This is a genomic window from Streptomyces sp. NBC_01351 (assembly GCF_036237315.1).
Classification (GTDB): Bacteria; Actinomycetota; Actinomycetes; order Streptomycetales; family Streptomycetaceae; genus Streptomyces.
In genome coordinates this window covers 2932217-2950782 of sequence record NZ_CP108356.1, presented here as the reverse complement: position 1 = coordinate 2950782, position 18566 = coordinate 2932217, and the positions used below count along the sequence as shown (strand labels likewise).

The window sequence follows — 18566 nt, the reverse complement described above, 5'->3', positions numbered from 1 at the left end:
ACCGGCCCGTACGGCGGCGGTCGGCCCGGGTACGCCGATGGCCCCGGCCCCCTCGAAAGGGGACCGGGGCCATCGGTGCGCTACGGGAGCCGGGCGCTTACGCCTCCGGCGCCGCCGCGGCCTTGCGGGTACGGGTGCGCTTCGGCTTGGCGGGGGCCTCCTCGGCCACCGCGGCGGCTTCGGCGACGGCCGGGGCGGCCTCGGCGACCTTGCGGGTACGGGTCCGCTTCGGCTTGACCGGAGCCTCCTCCGCCACGACGGCGGCTTCGGCGACGGCCGGGGCGGCCTCGGCGACCTTGCGGGTACGGGTCCGCTTCGGCTTGACCGGAGCCTCCTCCGTCACCACGGCCGCTTCGGCGACGACCGGTGCGGCCGCGATCTTGCGGGTACGGGTGCGGGCCTTGACGGGCTCGACCGGCGGGGCCATCTGGAAGTCCGGCTCCGAGGAGGTGTCGACGACCTTGCGGACCGGACGCCGGGGGGCCCGGACGGGCTCCACGGCCGGGGCCATCTGGAAGTCGGGCTCGGGAGCCGCCTCGGCGACCTTGCGGGTCCGCGTGCGGCGCGCCTTGACCGGGGCCTCCTCGACCACGGGCGCGGCGGCGACCGGAGCGGCCTCCACGACCGGAGCGGCCTCGGCGACCGGGGCCGCCACGGCGACCGGAGCGGCCTCCACGGCCTGGGCCGGCACCACTGCCACACGGGTGCGGCGGCGACGCGGCCTGCGCGGCTCGTCGGCGGCCGGAGCCTGCGGAGCCTCGGCCACGGGAGTCGCGACGACACCCTCGGCACCCGCCTCCGCACCACCACGGGTACGACGACGCTGGCGCGGCGTACGGGTGCGCTCGGGGCGCTCCTCCGTCACCACGGCGGCGGCGGCCGGACCGCGGTCGCGACCGCCACGGCCACCGCGGCCGCCGGTCTCGCCCAGGTCCTCCAGGTTCTCGGCCTTCAGGCCGGCCCGCGTGCGCTCGGCGCGCGGCAGGATGCCCTTGGTGCCGGCCGGGATGTTCAGTTCCTCGAACAGGTGCGGGGACGTGGAGTACGTCTCGACCGGGTCGTGGAAGTCCAGCTCCAGCGCCTTGTTGATCAGCTGCCAGCGCGGGATGTCGTCCCAGTCGACCAGGGTGACGGCGATGCCCTTGTTGCCCGCGCGGCCGGTGCGGCCCACGCGGTGCAGGAAGGTCTTCTCGTCTTCCGGCGTCTGGTAGTTGATGACGTGGGTGACGCCCTCGACATCGATGCCGCGCGCGGCGACGTCGGTGCACACCAGCACGTCGACCTTGCCGTTGCGGAACGCGCGCAGGGCCTGCTCGCGCGCACCCTGGCCCAGGTCGCCGTGGACGGCGCCGGAGGCGAAGCCGCGCTTCTCCAGCTGCTCGGCGATGTCGGCCGCCGTGCGCTTGGTACGGCAGAAGATCATGGCCAGGCCGCGGCCCTCGGCCTGCAGGATGCGGGAGACGAGCTCCGGCTTGTCCATGTTGTGCGCACGGAAGACGTGCTGGGCGATGTTGGCGACGGTCGCGCCCTCGCCGTCCTCGGAGACGGCGCGGATGTGCGTGGGCTGCGTCATGTACCGGCGGGCCAGGCCGATGACCGCGCCCGGCATGGTCGCCGAGAACAGCATCGTCTGACGCTTCGGGGGCAGGTAGCCCATGATCTTCTCGACGTCGGGCAGGAAGCCCAGGTCGAGCATCTCGTCGGCCTCGTCCAGGACCAGGGCCCGGACGTGCGACAGGTCGAGCTTCTTCTGACCGGCCAGGTCGAGCAGGCGGCCCGGGGTGCCGACGATGATGTCGACGCCCTTCTTGAGCGCCTCGACCTGGGGCTCGTACGCGCGGCCGCCGTATATGGCGAGGACGCGGACGTTGCGGACCTTGCCCGCGGTGAGCAGGTCGTTGGTGACCTGGGTGCACAGCTCGCGGGTCGGAACCACGACGAGGGCCTGCGGGGCGTCGGTCAGCTGCTCGGGCTTGGCCCGGCCGGCCTCGACGTCCGCGGGGACGGTGACCCGCTCCAGCAGGGGAAGGCCGAAACCGAGCGTCTTGCCGGTTCCGGTCTTGGCCTGGCCGATGACGTCCGTGCCGGAAAGGGCGACGGGGAGGGTCATCTCCTGGATCGGGAAGGGGGACACGATGCCGACGGCCTCGAGGGCTTCGGCGGTTTCGGGAAGGATCCCGAGGTCACGGAACGTAGTCAGGGTGCTGCCTCTTCTGTGAGACGCGGCGCGAGGCGGCGAGGGGGGTCGTACCGTGCCGTGCTTGCAGTACTGCTACGTACGAAGCTGCGCGGGACCACTAGCCTTCGCTCAGGCGCATCTGCCGCTGAGGGGGCCCCTCGTGGGAGGCGGTACGCATGAACGTACGCACCGCACCGAGGGCGGTCGGTTGGAGCCGATCGGGCCACCGACCGGGCATCCTCATTCGGATGGCCCGCCGAGTCTCCGGCAGGCGCATTACCACTGTACCCCGGATTCGCGCAGGTGTGTCGGGTGAATTCACCGGGCAGGCGCGTTTAGGTGCCCCGACAGTGAGTAGGTCTGGTGACTTGGCGCGCCTTTCGGCGGGCTATTGTGCGGAGCATGTCGACCGTTGAAAACGCCTCGCCCGCCGACGACAGCACCCCCGCCGAAGCCGTGGGCATCGCCGCCCAGGACTGGGTGACGGCCTCCGCCTCGCCGCAGTACCGGGCCGCTGTCGTGGACCTGCTCGGCGCGCTCGCGTACGGCGAGCTCGCGGCCTTCGAGCGCCTCGCGGAGGACGCGAAGCTCGCGCCCACCCTCGACGACAAGGCCGAGCTCGCTGCCATGGCCTCCGCCGAGTTCCACCACTTCGAGCGCCTGCGCGACCGGCTCGCCGCCATCGAGGTCGAGCCCACCGCCGCCATGGAGCCCTTCGCGAAGGGCGTCGACGACTTCCACCGCCAGACCGCGCCGTCGGACTGGCTGGAGGGCCTGGTCAAGGCGTACGTCGGCGACTCGATCGCCAGCGACTTCTACCGCGAGGTCGCCAGCCACCTGGACACCGACACCCGCGCGCTCGTCCTCGGCGTGCTCGACGACACCGGCCACGGCAACTTCGCCGTCGAGAAGGTGCGCGCCGCGATCGAGGCGGACCCGCGCTGTGGCGGCCGACTCGCCCTGTGGGCCCGCCGGCTGATGGGCGAGGCCCTCTCGCAGGCCCAGCGCGTGGTCGCGGAGCGCGACGCGCTGTCCACGATGCTGGTCGGCGGGGTCGACGGGATGGCGGCCGGCTTCGACCTGGCGGCCGTCGGCGAGATGTTCACCCGCATCACCAAGGCCCACACCAAGCGCATGGCAGCCCTCGGCCTGGCGGCCTGAGCGGGACCCGTACGCAGCGAAGGCCCCGGCGCGCATCACGGCGTGCCGGGGCCTTCGTTCGTACGGGATCGGCCGTCAGCCCCGCGTCGGGAGCGAAAACGGAGTCCTGTGGGACGGCCTGCGGGGCCCGGAGGCCGGACGGAGCAGCAGCGACAGCACCACCGCCGACACCAGCACCGCGCCGACGAAGGTCGCCGTCAGCGTGTTGTGCCCGGGGCCCAGCGCGGTGTGCGTCAGATACGCCCCGAACAGCGCCCCCAGTACCCCGCTGACCAGCACGACTCTCCGGGACGGCAGCCGCCGTGTCAGCACTCTCGCGGCTGTCAGGGACAGGGCGAGGCCCAGCAGAGCAGAGCCGAGCGCTTCCATCAGCAGCATGAGGTCCCTCCCACGGGTCGGGGTTAACCGGGTCACTGCGGTCCTACCCGAAGCGGAAGAAAGGGAAACGGCCCGGTGGGATCAACCACCGGGCCGTTTCTCTCAGTTCTTCGTGCGTCTCGACTGCCCTCAGAGCGCGCCGAAACCGACCTTGCGCGCGGCCGGCTCGCCCAGGTCGACGTACGACAGGCGGTCGGACGGCACCAGGACCTTGCGGCCCTTGGTGTCGGTGAGGCTCAGCAGCGGCTCCGTGCCGGACAGCGCGGCGGCGACGATGCGCTCCAGCTCCTCGGCGCTCAGGTCGCTCTCCAGCACGATCTCCCGGGGTGCGTGCTGCACGCCGATCTTGACCTCCACGGCTTTGTCCCTCCGACGGTCCGTTTCGCGCGATCAGCCGCGCCGTACGCGGTCCACATTAGCCCGGAGAGGGGACGCGAACCGCGCGGACCGGACACGCTCGCAGCGAACACCGCCGGTCAGGCCGGACCGGCACGTCAGGCCGGACCGCCCTCCGTGCCGTGCAGCGGGAAGCCCGCGATACCGCGCCACGCCAGCGAGGTCAGCAGGCCGACCGCCGTGTCACGGGCCACCGGGCTCTCGCTGGACAGCCAGTAGCGCGCCACGACCTGCGAGACCCCGCCCAGGCCCACGGCCAGCAGCATCGACTCGTCCTTGGACAGGCCGGTGTCCTCGGCGATGACGTCGGAGATGGCCTCGGCGCACTGGAGCGAGACGCGGTCGACGCGCTCGCGCACCGCCGGCTCGTTCGTCAGGTCGGACTCGAAGACCAGCCGGAACGCGCCGCCCTCGTCCTCCACGTACGCGAAGTACGCGTCCATCGTGGCGGCCACACGCAGCTTGTTGTCCGTCGTCGACGCGAGCGCGGTGCGCACGGCCAGCAGCAGCGCCTCGCAGTGCTGGTCCAGCAGCGCCAGGTAAAGGTCGAGCTTGCCCGGGAAGTGCTGGTACAGCACCGGCTTGCTCACTCCGGCGCGCTCGGCGATGTCGTCCATCGCGGCAGCGTGGTAACCCTGCGCGACGAAGACCTCCTGAGCCGCGCCCAGCAGCTGGTTGCGCCGGGCTCGGCGCGGCAGTCGCGTGCCCCGCGGACGCGCTGCCTCGGTCTGCTCGATGGCTGTCACGCCGCCTCCACTTTCTCTAAGAACACAGTGCGCGATGCGCCGCGCCGCCATCGTACTTTTCGGTAACCGAATCTGTAGGGTTCAAGCCGAGTTTTCTCGCGGTACGGACCGGTCGGATGTGCTGGTCAGCGGTAGTCGTCTTCGTCCAGCGGCACCACCCGAGCCTGCTCGGCGGCGTCGCCGTCGGCGGCCTCGCCCCGCTCCCGGCCGGTGACCGGGTCGTCCTCGCCCGGCTGCAACTCGGCCAGCTGTTCCGCCACATCCGCCTCGGGCGCCTCGGCGTCCAGGACCTCCGGCATCTGCTCTCGGAAGGTGTCCGGCTCCGCAGGGTCGACAGTCATGCCGCTGCCCTCGCTTCCTTGGTTCACCTATGAGCCTAGGAGGATCGCGGATACCCCGCTATGCGGATCGCCACACATCTGTGACCGCGAACACAGGAAGTCGGGCGTGATCGTCTCGTAACATTGCCCGCATGTCTTCCACCGAGCTGCCGGGCGTACGGTCCACCGCCGAGCTGTCCTCCCTGGTGGGAGCCGCCCCGGTGGCCGAAGGGGAGCAGTCGCGCACCGTCGTGCTGCCCGGGCTGGAACTCAACATCCGGGTCCGTCCGCCGCTGGCCACGGACCTGCCGCCCGCACTGTTCGTCCACGGACTCGGCGGTTCCTCGCAGAACTGGTCGGCCCTCATGGAGCAGCTCGCGGACACCGTCGACGCCGAGGCCGTCGACCTGCCCGGCTTCGGCTGGTCCCCGCCGCCCGCCGACCGGGACTACTCCGTGACGGCTTTCGCCCGCGCGGTCATCCGCCACCTCGACGCCGCCGGACGCGGCCCGGTGCACCTCTTCGGGAACTCCCTCGGCGGCGCCGTCTCCACCCGGGTCGCGGCCGTCCGGCCGGACCTCGTGCGCACCCTGACGCTGGTCTCGCCCGCCCTGCCCGAGCTGCGCGTGCAGAAGAGCGCCGTGCCGACCGCGCTGCTCGCCGTGCCCGGAGTGGCCGCGCTCTTCAGCCGCCTGACCCGGGGCCTGAGCGCCGAACAGCGCACCCGGGGGGTGACGGACCTCTGTTACGGGGACCCCTCACGGGTGAGTCCCGAGGGGTTCTGCAACGCCGTCGCCGAGATGGAGCGGCGGATGGACCTGCCGTACTTCTGGGACGCGATGACCCGTTCCTCGCGCGGCATCGTCGACGCGTACACCCTGGGTGGCCAGCACGGTCTGTGGCGTCAGGCGCAGCGGGTGCTCGCCCCGACCCTGCTCGTCTACGGTGGCCGGGACCAGCTGGTCTCGTACCGTATGGCGCGCAGGGCGGCCGCGTCCTTCCGCGGTTCGCGGCTGCTGACGCTGCCCGAGGCCGGGCACGTGGCGATGATGGAGTACCCGGAGGTGGTGGCCGCCGCGTTCCGGGAGCTGCTGCGAGATACCGAAGACGGCAAGGGCTGAAGACCGTGGGACGACATAGTCGCAAGGACCCCCTCCCCGCCCCTGCCCCGGCGCCCGCCCAGGTGCCCGCGCCGGCGGAACCGTGGCCGGTGAGCCCGGAGCAGCACTTCGGGTACGAATACGAATACGAGTACGAGGAACCGCGCGCCCGGTACCGGGCCGAACCCACCGTCACCCACCAGGGGTACGTACCCCAGGACGTGCGGGCCGGCGGGCACCCCCAGCAGTACGAGACCGGCGGCGCCTGGGGTGCCGGCCCCGACCAGGCCTCCCAGTACGGGGATTGGCGCGGGGTGCCGCGCCCCCGCGGAGCTGCCGCGCCGACCGCTCTGCTGGACAGCGACACCCCGGCCTTCGGCACCCCCGCGGTCGGCTTCCCGCAGGTCACCCTCGCCCCGCCGGTGGCGCCCGCACCCGCGCCGGTGCCCGCGCCCGACCCGGTCACCTCCACCGGCTCGCACCGCAAGGTGCGCGTGCCCGCCCCGCGCAAGCCGGTCGAACCCGCCGCCCCCGAGACCGAGCGGCCCGGCTCCGGCCGCGGCCAGAAGGCCCGTACATACACCGGGGTGGCCGCCGCGGCCGTCACCACCGTCCTCGCCGTGGTCGTCGCGCTCCAGGTGATCGCCGAGAGCGAGGGCGCGAAACCGAGCCCGTTCGCCGCCCCCGGCACGGCCCCGGCCGACGCCGCCACCGCGAACAGCCCGATGCCGCAGACCTCCTCCGCAGCGGCTCCCACCCCCGCGGTCTCGGCCGCTCCGGAGCTGACGTACGAGCAGAAGATGGCCCAGCAGCTGCCGATCGACGCGAAACTCACCGGCCCCGGCGCCTTCGACACCGTGCCCGGCGTGGCCAAGGCCCCCGGCAAGGGCCGGCTCGTGCGCTACCGCGTCGACGTCGAGCAGGGGCTCGGCCTGGACGCGGGCCTCTTCGCCGAGGCCGTCCACCGCACCCTCAACGACGACCGCAGCTGGGCTCACAGCGGCGCGATGACCTTCGAACGGGTCCCGGGCGGCACCGCCGACTTCGTGATCACCCTGGCCAGCCCGGGGACCACCGGCCAGTGGTGCGCCAAGTCGGGGCTCAACACCACCATCGACAACGTCTCCTGTGACTCCGCGTCCACCGAGCGGGTGATGATCAACGCCTTCCGCTGGGCACAGGGCTCGCCGACCTACGGCCCCGAGCAGATGTTCAGCTACCGCCAGATGCTCATCAACCACGAGGTCGGCCACCGCCTCGGACACGGACACGTGAGCTGCAAGACGCCCGGCGCGCTCGCCCCCGTCATGCAGCAGCAGACCAAGTCCCTCGACGTCGACGGAATCCGGTGCAAGCCCAACCCCTGGGCCTTTCCCGGCAATTGACGTGCCGCGCGAATCGGCGTTGACAATCCGTCCGATCATCGGCAATCGTTCTCCGCATGTCGCAGCACCACACCACCACCGCGAGCGCCGCCATTGAGCTGGCGCTGCTTGGTGTGACCGCGCACAGCGTGGCCGACATCTTCTGTCGCTGACGTTCCCCCTGGGCCTGGCGGCCCGGGAGGTACCCCCAGCCCGCAAGCGCCGCGACCCTTTCTCGAATCCGCCGCGCCCGGGTGTGTCCATGCCCGCAGGCGCGGCTTTTCCGTACCGGAGCATTTCCGCCTCCGACCGTTGATCGCTGCTCCTCGCGTGGTTTCTCCTTCTTTCCTTCACGCCGAGAGGTCTCTTTCCGATGCTCCGTCATGCCCACATATCGCGCCGCGTGGCCGCGGTCGCCGTCAGCCTCGTACTGGCCGGGGGCGCCGCGGCCTGCGGGCCCGAGGGCGCCGCGGACAAGGCGGGCGCCGGCGACAAGGCGGGCGCCGCCGGCGCACCGCAGAAGGGCGGCACCCTCACCGTCCTCAACAACGAGCCGCAGGAGGACTTCGACCCCGCCCGGCTCTACACCTCCGGCGGCGGAAACGTCCCCTCGCTGGTCTTCCGCACGCTGACCACCCGCAACCGCGAGTCCGGCGCACCCGGCGCCAAGGTCGTGCCCGACCTCGCCACCGACCTCGGCAAGTCCAACGCCGACGCCACCGAGTGGACGTACACCCTCAAGGACGGGCTGAAGTACGAGGACGGCTCCCCGATCACCACCGCCGACATCAAGTACGGCATCGAGCGGTCCTTCGCCGCCGAACTGTCGGGCGGAGCCCCGTACCTGCGGGACTGGCTGATCGGCGGGGAGACGTACGAAGGCCCGTACAAGGACGGCGGCAAGGGCCTCGACTCGATCGTCGTGCCCGACGCGAAGACCATCGTCTTCAAACTCCGCAAGCCCCAGGGCGACTTCCCGTTCGTCGCCACCCAGACGCAGTTCGCGCCCGTCCCCAAGGCCCAGGACACCGGGGTCAAGTACGAGGAGCACCCGGTCTCCTCCGGCCCGTACAAGGTCGTCAAGAACGAGAACGACGGCGAACACCTCACCCTGGACCGCAACGAGCACTGGGACCCGAAGACCGACGACGAACGCAAGGCCTACCCGGACCTCATCGACGTCCGCGCCGGCCTCGACGCCGCCGTCATCAACCAGCGCCTCACCACCAGCTCCGGCCCCGACGCGGCCGCCATCACCACCGACACCAACCTCGGCCCGGCGGAGCTCGCCCAGATCGGCGACAACAAGGAACTGGCCGCGCGCGTCGGCACCGGCCACTTCGGCTACGTCAACTACCTGGCCTTCAACCCGAAGGTGGCCCCCTTCGACAACCCGAAGGTCCGCCAGGCCATCTCCCACGCCATCAACCGCACCAGCGTCATCAACGCGGCGGGCGGCTCCGCGCTCGCCGAGCCCGCCACCACCTTCCTGCCCGAGCACGAGGCCTTCGGCTACACGCCCTACGACCACTTCCCGGCGGGCAAGACCGGCGACCCGGCCAAGGCCAAGGAGGTGCTGAAGGAGGCCGGATACCCCGACGGCCTGACCATCACCCTCACCCACTCCAACGCGCAGAACCGGCAGACCAGCCCCGAGGTCGCCACCGCCGTGCAGCAGGCCCTCGCCGCCGCCGGGATCACGGTCAAGCTGGAGGGCCTGGAGGGCAACGCCTTCAACCAGCGCCGCTGGGACGCCAAGAACACCCCCGGCTTCTTCCTTTCCCGGTGGGGCGCCGACTGGCCGTCCGGCGGCCCGTTCCTCGCGCCGATCTTCGACGGGCGGCAGATCGTCGCCAACGGCTCCAACTACAACCACGCCCAGCTCAACGACCCGGCCGTGAACGCCGAGATCGACGAGATCGCCAAGCTGACCGACCTCGCGGCGGCGGGCAAGCGCTGGGGCGCCCTCGACAAGAAGATCGGCGAGCTGGCGCTGGACGTCCCGCTCTTCCACCCGGTCTACAAGCGGCTCGTCGGCAAGGACGTCAAGAACGTCGTCATCAGCGACTGGACCGGTGTCCTCGACATCTCGCAGGTCGCGGTCAAGTGAGCTCCGTAGCCCAGCAGTCGGCCGAGCGGCCGGTGTCCGCGCCCGCGCCCGGGGTCACCACCCCGGGCGCGGGCGCCGCGCGCCAGGTCTGGCGCCGGCTGCGCCGACGGCCCTCGGCCGTCGTGGCCGCCGGGGTCCTGGCGCTGCTCGTCCTCCTCGCCCTCGTGGCGCCGCTGCTCGCCCAGCTCACCGGTCAGGACCCGAACGCCTACCACGACGAGCTCGTGGACTCGGCGCGCGGCGGGGTGCCCTACGGCTCCTTCGGCGGGGTCTCCGCCGACCACTGGCTCGGCGTCGAACCGGGCAGCGGCCGCGACCTGCTCACCCGGCTCCTCTACGGCGCCCGGATCTCCCTGCTCGTCGCCTTCGGTGCGACCGCCGTACAGACCCTGATCGGGCTCGTCGCCGGAATCGCCGCCGGGCTCGGCAACCGCACCGTGGGCGCCCTCATCGGATGGCTCACCGACGTGATGATCGCCCTGCCCTTGCTGGTGCTCGGGATCGCGCTCACCGCCGTCGTCCCGGCCGAGTTCCCGCGGCCCCTGTTGCTGATCCTGCTCATCGGACTGCTCGCCTGGGGCGGCACCGCCCGGATCGTGCGCGCCCACACCCTCGCCCTGCGCGGCCTGGACTTCGTCGACGCCGCCCGGCTCGCCGGCAACGGCCCGCTGCGGATCGCCCGCCGGGAACTGCTGCCGTCGCTGGCCGCGCCCGTCATCACGTACGCCGCGATCCACGTGCCGACGAACATGGTCGCCGAGGCCTCGCTCTCCTTCCTCGGCGTCGGCGTGAAACCGCCGACCCCGTCCTGGGGACAGATGCTGTCCAGCGCCCAGACCTGGTTCCGGGCCGACCCCATGTACGTCCTGCTCCCCGCCGGGCTGCTCTTCGTCACCGTGCTCGCCTTCACCGTGCTCGGCGACGCGCTGCGCACGGCCCTCGACCCGCGCGAGGGCTCGCGCCTGCGGGTCGGCACCAGAAAGGAGCGCCGGGCGTGACCCGCTTCGTGCTCAAACGGCTCGGCGGGGCACTGCTCGTGCTCCTCACCCTGTCCGTCGTCGTCTACGCCCTCTTCTACGTCGCCCCCGGCGACCCCGCGCGCCTCGCCTGCGGAGAACGCTGCAACCCGGCGCAGATCGCCCAGGTCCGCGAACGGATCGGGCTGGACGAACCCGTGCTCGCGCAGTACCTGCACTTCCTCCAGGGGCTGGCCGTGGGCCGCGACTACTCCGGCGGCGCGGGCCTCGTACTGCACTGCGACGCGCCCTGCCTCGGCTTCTCCTACCGCAACGACCAGCAGGTCACCCAGCTGATCCTGGACCGGCTGCCCGCCACCCTGTCGCTGGCGCTCGGCGCGCTCGTCCTCTGGCTGGTCATCGGCGTCGGCACCGGACTGCTGTCCGCGCTGCGCCGCGGCGGCATCACCGAGCGCGCCCTGACCGTCCTCACCCTCGCCGGGACCGGCACGCCCGTCTTCATCCTCGGCCTGCTGCTGCTCATGGTGGTCTGCGCCTACCTCCAGTGGCTGCCGTTCCCGACGTACGTGCCCCTGGGCGAGGACCCCGAACAGTGGGCCTGGAACCTGCTGCTGCCGTGGGTGACGCTCGGCCTCGTCGAAAGCGCCAAGTACGCCCGCCTCACGCGCAGTTCCACCCTGGAGACGCTCGCCGAGGACCACATCCGCACCTTCCGCGCCTACGGGGTGAAGGAGCGGGCCGTCGTCACCCGGCACGCGCTGCGCGGTGCGGTGGCGCCCGTGATCGCGCTCAGCGCGGTGGACTTCGGCTCACTGATCGGGGGCGCCCTGCTGACGGAATCGCTGTTCGGGATCCCCGGACTCGGCAAGACCCTGATGGACGGAGTGAAGATCGTGGAGCTGCCCGTGGTGGTGGGCATCGTCCTGGCCATCGGCGCGGCCGTGGTCGTGGCCGCCGCCATCGGCGACCTGCTGTACGCGGCGGCGGACCGAAGGGTGGCCCTGGCATGACGGAACCGCTGGTGGAGGTCACCGACCTCACCGTCGAGTTCCCGGTCGGCGGACCGGGGGAGTACGTACGGGCCGTGGGCGGGGTCTCCTTCACCCTGGAAGCGGGCCGCGCGCTGGGCATCGTAGGGGAATCCGGCAGCGGCAAGTCCACGGTGGCCGCAGCGCTGCTGGGGCTGCACCGGGGTACGGGTGCGAGGCTGGGCGGCACCGTGCGGGTCGGCGGCACGGACGTGGCCGCCGCCTCGGTGGCGGAGCTGCGGAGGCTGCGCGGCGGGACCGCCGCCATGGTCTTCCAGGACCCGCTGAGCTCACTCGACCCGTACCACGCCGTCGGCGACCAGATCGCCGAGGTGCACCGGATCCACGCGGACGTCTCCCGGCGCGCCGCCCGGGCGCGGGCCGTCGAGGTACTGGAGCGGGTGGGCATTCCGGACGCGGTACGGCGGGCGCGGGCGCGGCCGCACGAGTTCAGCGGCGGCATGCGGCAAAGGGCGCTGATCGCGATGGCGCTGGCGTGCGAGCCGCGGCTGCTGATCGCGGACGAGCCGACCACCGCGCTGGACGTCACCGTCCAGGCGCAGATCCTGGACCTGATCCACGAACTGCGCGAGGAGCGGGGGCTGGGACTGCTGCTGGTCACCCACGACGTGGGGGTGGCGGCGGAGAGCGTGGAGGAGCTGCTGGTCATGCGGGGTGGCCACGTCGTGGAGCGGGGGGCGGTGGGGGGCGTCCTCTCGGCTCCGGCCGATCCGTACACGCGGGCCCTGCTGGGGGCGGTGCCGAGGCTGGACGCGCCGCGGGTCAAGGATCGGGGCTCCGCCCCGGACCCCGCTCCTCAAACGCCGGAGGGGCTGGGTTCTGCCCGGTCGGGGCTGGAGAGTGCGGCGGGGTCGCAGACCCGGGGCTCCGCCCCGGACCCCGCTCCTCAAACGCCGGAGGGGCTGGGTTCTGCCCGGTCGGGGCTGGGTTTGCCCGTTGTCGAGGCGTTCTCGTTGCGGCGGGAGTTCGGGCGCGGGAAGCGGCGGGTCAGTGCCGTTGCCGGGGTGTCGCTCGCCGTGTACGCGGGGGAGACGCTGGGGATCGTCGGGGAGAGCGGGAGCGGCAAGAGCACGCTCGGGCGGATGCTCGTCGGGCTGCTGGAGCCGAGTTCCGGGCAGGTGTGGCACGAGGGAGGCGAGGTGAAGGGGGTCGCCCGGGGTGCGCAGATGGTGTTCCAGGACCCGGTGTCCTCGCTCAACCCGCGCCGCTCCATCGGCGAGTCCATCGCCGACCCGCTGCGCGCGGCCGGGGAGCGGGACGGGGCCGCCGTGCGGGCCCGGGTCGAGGAGCTGCTGCTCCGCGTCGGGCTGGAGGCCGCGCACTACGACCGGTACCCGCACGAGTTCAGCGGCGGCCAGCGCCAGCGCGTCGGCATCGCGCGGGCCCTCGCGCCGCGGCCCCGGCTGATCGTCTGCGACGAGCCGGTCTCCGCCCTCGACGTCACCACGCAGGCCCAGGTCACCGCCCTCCTCGCGGAGCTCCAGCGGGAGCTGGGCATCGCGCTGGTCTTCATCGCGCACGACCTGGCGGTGGTCCGGCAGGTCAGCGACCGCGTCGCCGTCATGCACGCCGGCGAGGTCGTGGAAGAGGGGTTGGTGGACGAGGTCTACGGCCATCCGGCCCACGCCTACACGCGGCAACTGCTGGCCGCCGTACCGGCCCTGGACCCGGAGCTCGCCGCGCGGCGCCGGTCGACGCGGCAGGAGGTCTTCGCCTAGGCCGGGCGGGGTCGGGGGGGGTGCCGGCCCGGCCGTGGCCGGGCGCGCGCCGGGGCGTCTCCTCGGGCGTCGAACGTGTCGGGGGGTCGGTGGGCCGAGGGTGGTTGTGTTCGACGCCCTGCGGGGACGCCCCACCGCACACCCGGCCCCGTCCGGTCCGGCGGGCGCTGGACTGAGCCGGGGGACGGGTCTCCACCCTCTTCCTAGCGTGCTCGAACGCGAACCGAAGGGGAAAGTTACGACTCTTCACCCCTTCCGGTGGCGCGACGGACAACCGTCCGTCGCGCCTTCGGCATATCCGCTTGAGTTCTCCCGCGGCGGGTCGCCAGACCGACGGCGACCGCCTGAAACGGGAGATCGGGGGTGCCACTCGTGCGGATCGGACTACTCACGGAAGGTGGTTATCCGTATGCGACGGGCGAGGCCAGGCTGTGGTGCGACCGGCTCGTGCGCGGGCTCCCGCAGCACGAGTTCGAGCTGTACGCGCTGAGTCGCGACGCCGACCAGGAGCGGGCGCGGGTACTTCTCCCCGACCACGTCACCCAGGTCCGTACGGCCCCCCTGTGGGCCCCCGCGGACGACGGGCGGACGTACTCCCGGCGCGAGCGGCGACGGTTCGCCGACTGCTTCAAGGACCTGGTGCGCGGCATCTGCGCGGACGAGGCCGGACCGTTCGCGGAGGGGTTGTACGGGCTTGCCGAACTCGGCCGCGAGCAGGGCGGGTTGTACGCCGCGCTGCGGTCGGAATCCGCCGTGCGGGTACTGGAGGCCGCGTGCCGGGCGCCGGGCGCGAGCCGCACCGTACAGGCGGTGCAGGTGGTGGACCTGCTGGAGTTCGTGGACGAACTGGAGCGCATGCTGCGGCCGTTGTCCCTCGACTGGTACGAGGAGCCCGGCGGTCTCGGCGCGGTCGACGTCTGCCACGCGGCGGCGGGCGGGGTGGCGGCCATCCCCGGACTGCTGGCCAAACGCTTCTTCGGGGTCCCGCTGCTGGTCACCGAGTACGGGGTCCAGCTCCGCTCGCACTACCTGGAACAGCGGCAGGGCGCCCGGCCCACCGTGCGGGCCCTGTTGGCCGCCTTCCACCTCCGGCTGGCCGGCGAGATCTACGCCGAGGCCGACCTCCTGACGCCCGGCAACGCGCACGCCCGGCGCTGGCAGGAGCGCTGCGGAGCCCCCCGGGAGCGGGTGCGGACGGTCTACCCCGGGATGGAGGCGGACCGATTCGCCACCGTCGGGGAGGCCGCGGACTGCGGGGACCCCGACACGCTGGTGTGGGTCGGGCGGATAGAGCCCGCCAAGGACCTCGTCGGGCTGCTGCACGCGTTCGCGGAGGTCCGCAGGGCCGAACCGGGGACCCGGCTGCGGATCTTCGCCACCGCGGTGGTCCCCGGCTACCTCGCCGACTGCCGCTCGCTGGCGGCGCAGCTCTTCCCCGACGAGGCCGCGGACGCCGTCACGGTGGGGGAGAACCCGGTCACCTTCGAGGAGATCGGCGGACCGGACGCCGCGTCCTCGGCGGAGGCGTACGGGGCGGGGCGGGTGGTGGTGCTGTCCTCGGTGATCGAGGGCTTCCCGATCAGCCTGGCCGAGGCGATGTTCTGCGGCCGGGCCACGGTGTCGACCGACGTGGGCGCGGTGTGCGAGGTCATCGGCGGCACGGGGCTCGTCGTACCGCCGCGCAACCCGCGGGCGCTGGCCGAAGCGTGCCTTTCGCTGCTGCGGGATCCCGAACGGGCGCAGCGGCTGGGCGCGGCGGCGCGGGCGCGGGCGCTGGAGTTGTTCACCGTCGAGCAGAACGTGGGCGCCTTCCGGGACATCTACCTGCGGCTGCTGGCGCGGGGCTCCGCGACGCGGCCGGACGGGGAGGTGCCGTTCGCGCATCCGGCGGAGGCGAGGGTGCCGGGGCACTGGACCAGTCCGTCCTGGGCCGTGCCGGCGGAGGGCGCGGGCGATGCCTCTGCTGCCGTGCCGGGGGCCCCTGCCTCGGAGGCGACCGTATGACCACCGTCGACCCGGGGCTCCGCCCCGAACCCTGGCTGCCGGGGGCAAATTCAGCCTCGCCGGCGTTTGAGGCGCGGGGTCCGGGGCGGAGCCCCGGCAGCGGCGCCGCACTTGCGATGCCGTCCCCCGGTGCAGAGTCCGGCGCGGCGCCGTTGCCGGGGGCGCTGCCCCCGGACCCTCCCCCAGCTACCGCTGGGGGTACCCCCAGCGCCTCAAACGCCGGCGAGGCTGGATTCGCCCCCGGGGCTGCATTTGCCCCCGGCGGGGCGGGGATGGCCCCCGGCGGGGCCGAAGTGGCCGGTGGGGCCGGGCAGGCCGTGCGTGGCCCCGGAGCGGCGCCGCAGGCGGCCCGCCGGAGGGCCGGCGGGGATCCCGTCAAGGCCCTGCTGCACCGGCATCGGGAGTTGTGCGAGCGGGCCGTCGACCCCCTGGAGATCGCCGCCGGGCTGGAGGCGCACGGGATCACCGACCGGACCGCCGCGCGGTTCCGGCACCGGGACGTCTTCTCGCTCGCCGAGGAGCTGTACGCCCGTTCCCCGCGCGGGGAGCACACCGGCGTGCAGCCCGAGCGGGTGCCGGCAGGGGCTTCTGCCTTCCGGGGGTTCGGGTACGCCCTGTTGCCCGGGGCCGTCGGGCTCGGGGCGGCCGCCGCCGGCGTGGTGTGGGCCGGGGCCGCCGCCGTGGTGGTCACCGTCGCCGCCCTGGTGTGGCCCGGGCGGACCGCCGGGGGACGGGTGCCGTGGGGCTTGTACCTGCTCGCCGCGGCCGTCGTCGGCTGGGCCGTGCACCGGCACGGCACCGCCCTCGGCGTCGGGCTCGCGCTGGCCGTCGCCCCCGCCCACCTGGTCGCCGAGGCCTTCGGCGCCAAGGCCCGGGCCCGGCTCGCCGGGAGCCGCGCCCTGGAGGAGTTCGCGGACCGGGCCCGGCCCCTGTTCCTCGCGGCCGCCGCGCTCTTCACGGCGGCCGCCGCCGGGGCCGCCGCCCTCGCCGGAGCACCGCCGGGCGCGGCCGTGCCGCTCGCCCTGCTGCTGTTCCTGACCCGCCTCCTGCTCCGGCACGGCGCCCGCGGGGGCCCCGTCGCCGCGGCGCTGGCGCTCGCCCTGGTCCCGTTCCCGGCGGCGGTCCTCGTCGCCGCGGCGGGGCTCCTCGTACAGGCCCTCCTCGTACTGCCCCGGGCCTCCGCGCACGCACGTCCCTGACATCGCCCCATCCACATCCGTCGATCCACAAGGAGAAGGACATGACCGGCCAGCCAACCAACCGAGGGGCCACGCGATGAGGGTGCTGCTGATCGGAGCCAACGGATATCTCGGCCGCTACGTCGCCGACCGGCTGCTCGCCGACCCCGCCGTGCAGCTCACCGCGCTCGGCCGCGGCGACGACGCCGACGTCCGGTTCGACCTCGCCACCGGCAGCCCCGGGGCGCTCACCCGCTTCCTCGACGCCGTCCACCCGGGCGTCGTCATCAACTGCGCGGGCGCCACCCGCGGCGGGGCCCGGGAACTCACCCGGCACAACACCGTCGCCGTGGCCACCATCTGCGAATCGCTGCGCCGCAGCGGCTGCGGGGCCCGGCTCGTCCAGCTCGGCTGCGCCGCCGAGTACGGGCCCAGCCAGCCCGGGTCGTCGACGGCCGAGGACGCCGTGCCGAGACCGGGCGGACCGTACGGAGTCAGCAAACTGGCCGCCACCGAGCTCGTGCTGGGCTCCGGACTGGACGCCGTCGTCCTGCGGATCTTCTCGCCCGTCGGCCCCGGCACCCCCGCCGGATCCCCGCTCGGCCGGCTCGCCGAGGCCATGCGCCGCGCGATGCAGTCCGGGGACGGGGAGCTCAAGCTCAGCGGGCTCGGCGTGCAGCGCGACTTCGTCGACGTACGGGACGTGGCGCGGGCCGTGCACGCCGCCTCCCTGTCCGCCGCCCAGGGCGTCGTGAACATCGGCACCGGCCGCGCGGTCCGGCTGCGCGACGCGGCCGCCGTGCTGGCGCGGGTCGCCGGGTACGGGGGCGCCCTGCACGAGCTGGACGTCCCGCACGGCGGTCCCCAGCAGGGGCACCTCGGGCGCCCCGGCGGGCTCTCCGCCATCGGGTCCCCCCGCTCCGAGGCCACCGCCGAACAGCTCGCCGCCGCGGCCCCCCAGCCGTACCCGTACCCCGACGGCTGCGGTGCCTGGCAGCAGGCCGACGTGCGGACCGCCCGCGACCGGCTCGGCTGGCGGCCCCGGATCAACCTGGAGGAGTCCCTCGCGGACATCTGGATGGAGGCGGCGTGCCGTATCTGACCACCCCGCCCGGGACCGCGACGGCCGCCGCGACCGAGGCTGGCCGCCTCGGTCTCGGCATCCCCGGCTACGCGCACCCGCTGCTCGCCCCCGTCGAGTGGGCCGAACTGACCCGCCCCGGCACCCCGCTGCACTGGGCCGTGCTGAACGTCACGGACGGCCCGGGCGGGCGGCCCGACCCGCACTGCACGGAGGCAGCCGCGAAGCTCCGTACGGCGGGCGGCACGGTGCTCGGCCATCTCGCCATGCGGGACGGCGCGCGGTCGTTCGGCGAGCTGGTCTCCGACGCCCACCGCTTCCGCGACTGGTACGGGGTCGGCGGTTTCTACCTGGCCGGGGCCCCCGCCGACAAGGCGGACCTGGCCGCGGTGCGCCGGGTCTCGGACGCCCTGCGCGGGCTGGGCGAGGACGTGCGGATCGTGCTCGGGCACGGCACCCACCCCTACGAGGGGTACGTGGAGGCCGCCGACCAACTGGTCACCTTCTCCGGGGCCTGGACCGACTACCGCTGGTCACAGGTGGCCGAGTGGACCGCGGACCATCCGGCGGAGCGCTTCTGCCACCTTGTCCACGGGGTGCCGCGCACGCATCTGGAGGAAGCGGTCCGGATCGCCCGCTGGCAGGGTGCCGGCACGATCTGGTTCACGGACCGGCGGGGCGCCCCCGACCGGGACCCGTGGGCCTCGATGCCCGCGTACTGGGACGAAATCGTCTCGCGGATCGGGACGGGTGTCTCGGAATGAAAAGGGGCGTGGCACTGTTACGGGATAGAACAACCTACAAA

At 73.4% G+C, this 18566-nt stretch carries 17 protein-coding genes; 12 read left to right on the top strand and 5 right to left on the bottom strand.

Annotation, left to right across the window (positions count from 1 at the left end; all coding sequences use genetic code 11):
• Positions 1-97 precede the first annotated feature (97 nt).
• Positions 98-2134: a DEAD/DEAH box helicase gene (locus OG625_RS13065; RefSeq protein WP_329379536.1), complete on the bottom strand. Its 2037-nt coding sequence runs from the start codon at positions 2132-2134 to the stop codon at positions 98-100.
• A gap of 447 nt (positions 2135-2581) precedes the next feature.
• On the opposite strand from OG625_RS13065, the gene OG625_RS13060 reads away from it, so the two are divergent.
• The gene (locus tag OG625_RS13060) at positions 2582-3340 is read left to right on the top strand and encodes a ferritin-like fold-containing protein (RefSeq protein ID WP_329379533.1); all 759 of its coding nucleotides are present in this window, start codon (positions 2582-2584) and stop codon (positions 3338-3340) included.
• 75 nt (positions 3341-3415) lie between these two features.
• Here OG625_RS13060 and OG625_RS13055 read toward each other — a convergent pair whose 3' ends face one another.
• From OG625_RS13055 to OG625_RS13040, 4 genes are all read right to left on the bottom strand, one after another.
• The gene (locus OG625_RS13055) at positions 3416-3718 is read right to left on the bottom strand and encodes a hypothetical protein (RefSeq protein WP_443067704.1); all 303 of its coding nucleotides are present in this window, start codon (positions 3716-3718) and stop codon (positions 3416-3418) included.
• A gap of 129 nt (positions 3719-3847) precedes the next feature.
• Positions 3848-4075: a DUF3107 domain-containing protein gene (locus OG625_RS13050; protein ID WP_329379530.1), complete on the bottom strand. Its 228-nt coding sequence runs from the start codon at positions 4073-4075 to the stop codon at positions 3848-3850.
• Between the two features lie 137 nt (positions 4076-4212).
• Positions 4213-4860: a TetR/AcrR family transcriptional regulator gene (locus OG625_RS13045; RefSeq protein ID WP_329379527.1), complete on the bottom strand. Its 648-nt coding sequence runs from the start codon at positions 4858-4860 to the stop codon at positions 4213-4215.
• 125 nt (positions 4861-4985) lie between these two features.
• Positions 4986-5201 carry a hypothetical protein gene (locus OG625_RS13040; RefSeq protein WP_329379525.1) on the bottom strand — a complete coding sequence of 72 codons (216 nt, stop codon included), beginning with the start codon at positions 5199-5201 and terminating at the stop codon, positions 4986-4988.
• Positions 5202-5332: 131 nt separating this feature from the next.
• Here OG625_RS13040 and OG625_RS13035 point away from each other — a divergent pair, with 131 nt between their 5' ends.
• From OG625_RS13035 to OG625_RS12985, 11 genes are all read left to right on the top strand, one after another.
• On the top strand, positions 5333-6301 hold the full coding sequence (locus OG625_RS13035) for an alpha/beta fold hydrolase (protein WP_329379523.1): 969 nt from the start codon (positions 5333-5335) through the stop codon (positions 6299-6301).
• A 5-nt stretch (positions 6302-6306) separates the two neighbouring features.
• Positions 6307-7665 (top strand): DUF3152 domain-containing protein, encoded by a 1359-nt coding sequence (locus OG625_RS13030; RefSeq protein WP_329379521.1) that lies wholly within the window; start codon positions 6307-6309, stop codon positions 7663-7665.
• 56 nt (positions 7666-7721) lie between these two features.
• Positions 7722-7817, top strand: coding sequence for an Ms4533A family Cys-rich leader peptide (locus OG625_RS13025; protein WP_329379517.1), 96 nt, complete (start codon positions 7722-7724; stop codon positions 7815-7817).
• 200 nt (positions 7818-8017) lie between these two features.
• The gene (locus OG625_RS13020; RefSeq protein WP_329379514.1) at positions 8018-9754 is read left to right on the top strand and encodes an ABC transporter substrate-binding protein; all 1737 of its coding nucleotides are present in this window, start codon (positions 8018-8020) and stop codon (positions 9752-9754) included.
• Positions 9751-10752 carry an ABC transporter permease gene (locus OG625_RS13015; protein WP_329379512.1) on the top strand — a complete coding sequence of 334 codons (1002 nt, stop codon included), beginning with the start codon at positions 9751-9753 and terminating at the stop codon, positions 10750-10752. Before OG625_RS13020 ends, OG625_RS13015 begins: the two co-directional genes overlap by 4 nt.
• The gene (locus OG625_RS13010) at positions 10749-11741 is read left to right on the top strand and encodes an ABC transporter permease (RefSeq protein ID WP_329379510.1); all 993 of its coding nucleotides are present in this window, start codon (positions 10749-10751) and stop codon (positions 11739-11741) included. The genes OG625_RS13015 and OG625_RS13010 overlap by 4 nt, the downstream gene beginning before the upstream one ends.
• Positions 11738-13498, top strand: a complete 1761-nt coding sequence (locus OG625_RS13005; RefSeq protein ID WP_329379508.1) for an ABC transporter ATP-binding protein — start codon at positions 11738-11740, stop codon at positions 13496-13498. The genes OG625_RS13010 and OG625_RS13005 overlap by 4 nt, the downstream gene beginning before the upstream one ends.
• A gap of 372 nt (positions 13499-13870) precedes the next feature.
• The gene (locus OG625_RS13000) at positions 13871-15502 is read left to right on the top strand and encodes a DUF3492 domain-containing protein (RefSeq protein ID WP_329379506.1); all 1632 of its coding nucleotides are present in this window, start codon (positions 13871-13873) and stop codon (positions 15500-15502) included.
• A 272-nt stretch (positions 15503-15774) separates the two neighbouring features.
• Positions 15775-16701 (top strand): hypothetical protein, encoded by a 927-nt coding sequence (locus tag OG625_RS12995; RefSeq protein ID WP_329379504.1) that lies wholly within the window; start codon positions 15775-15777, stop codon positions 16699-16701.
• A 76-nt stretch (positions 16702-16777) separates the two neighbouring features.
• Positions 16778-17782, top strand: a complete 1005-nt coding sequence (locus OG625_RS12990) for an NAD-dependent epimerase/dehydratase (protein ID WP_329379502.1) — start codon at positions 16778-16780, stop codon at positions 17780-17782.
• Entirely contained in the window at positions 17770-18525 is a 756-nt protein-coding gene (locus OG625_RS12985) for a spherulation-specific family 4 protein (RefSeq protein ID WP_329379500.1), read from the top strand. The genes OG625_RS12990 and OG625_RS12985 overlap by 13 nt, the downstream gene beginning before the upstream one ends.
• Positions 18526-18566: the final 41 nt, after the last annotated feature.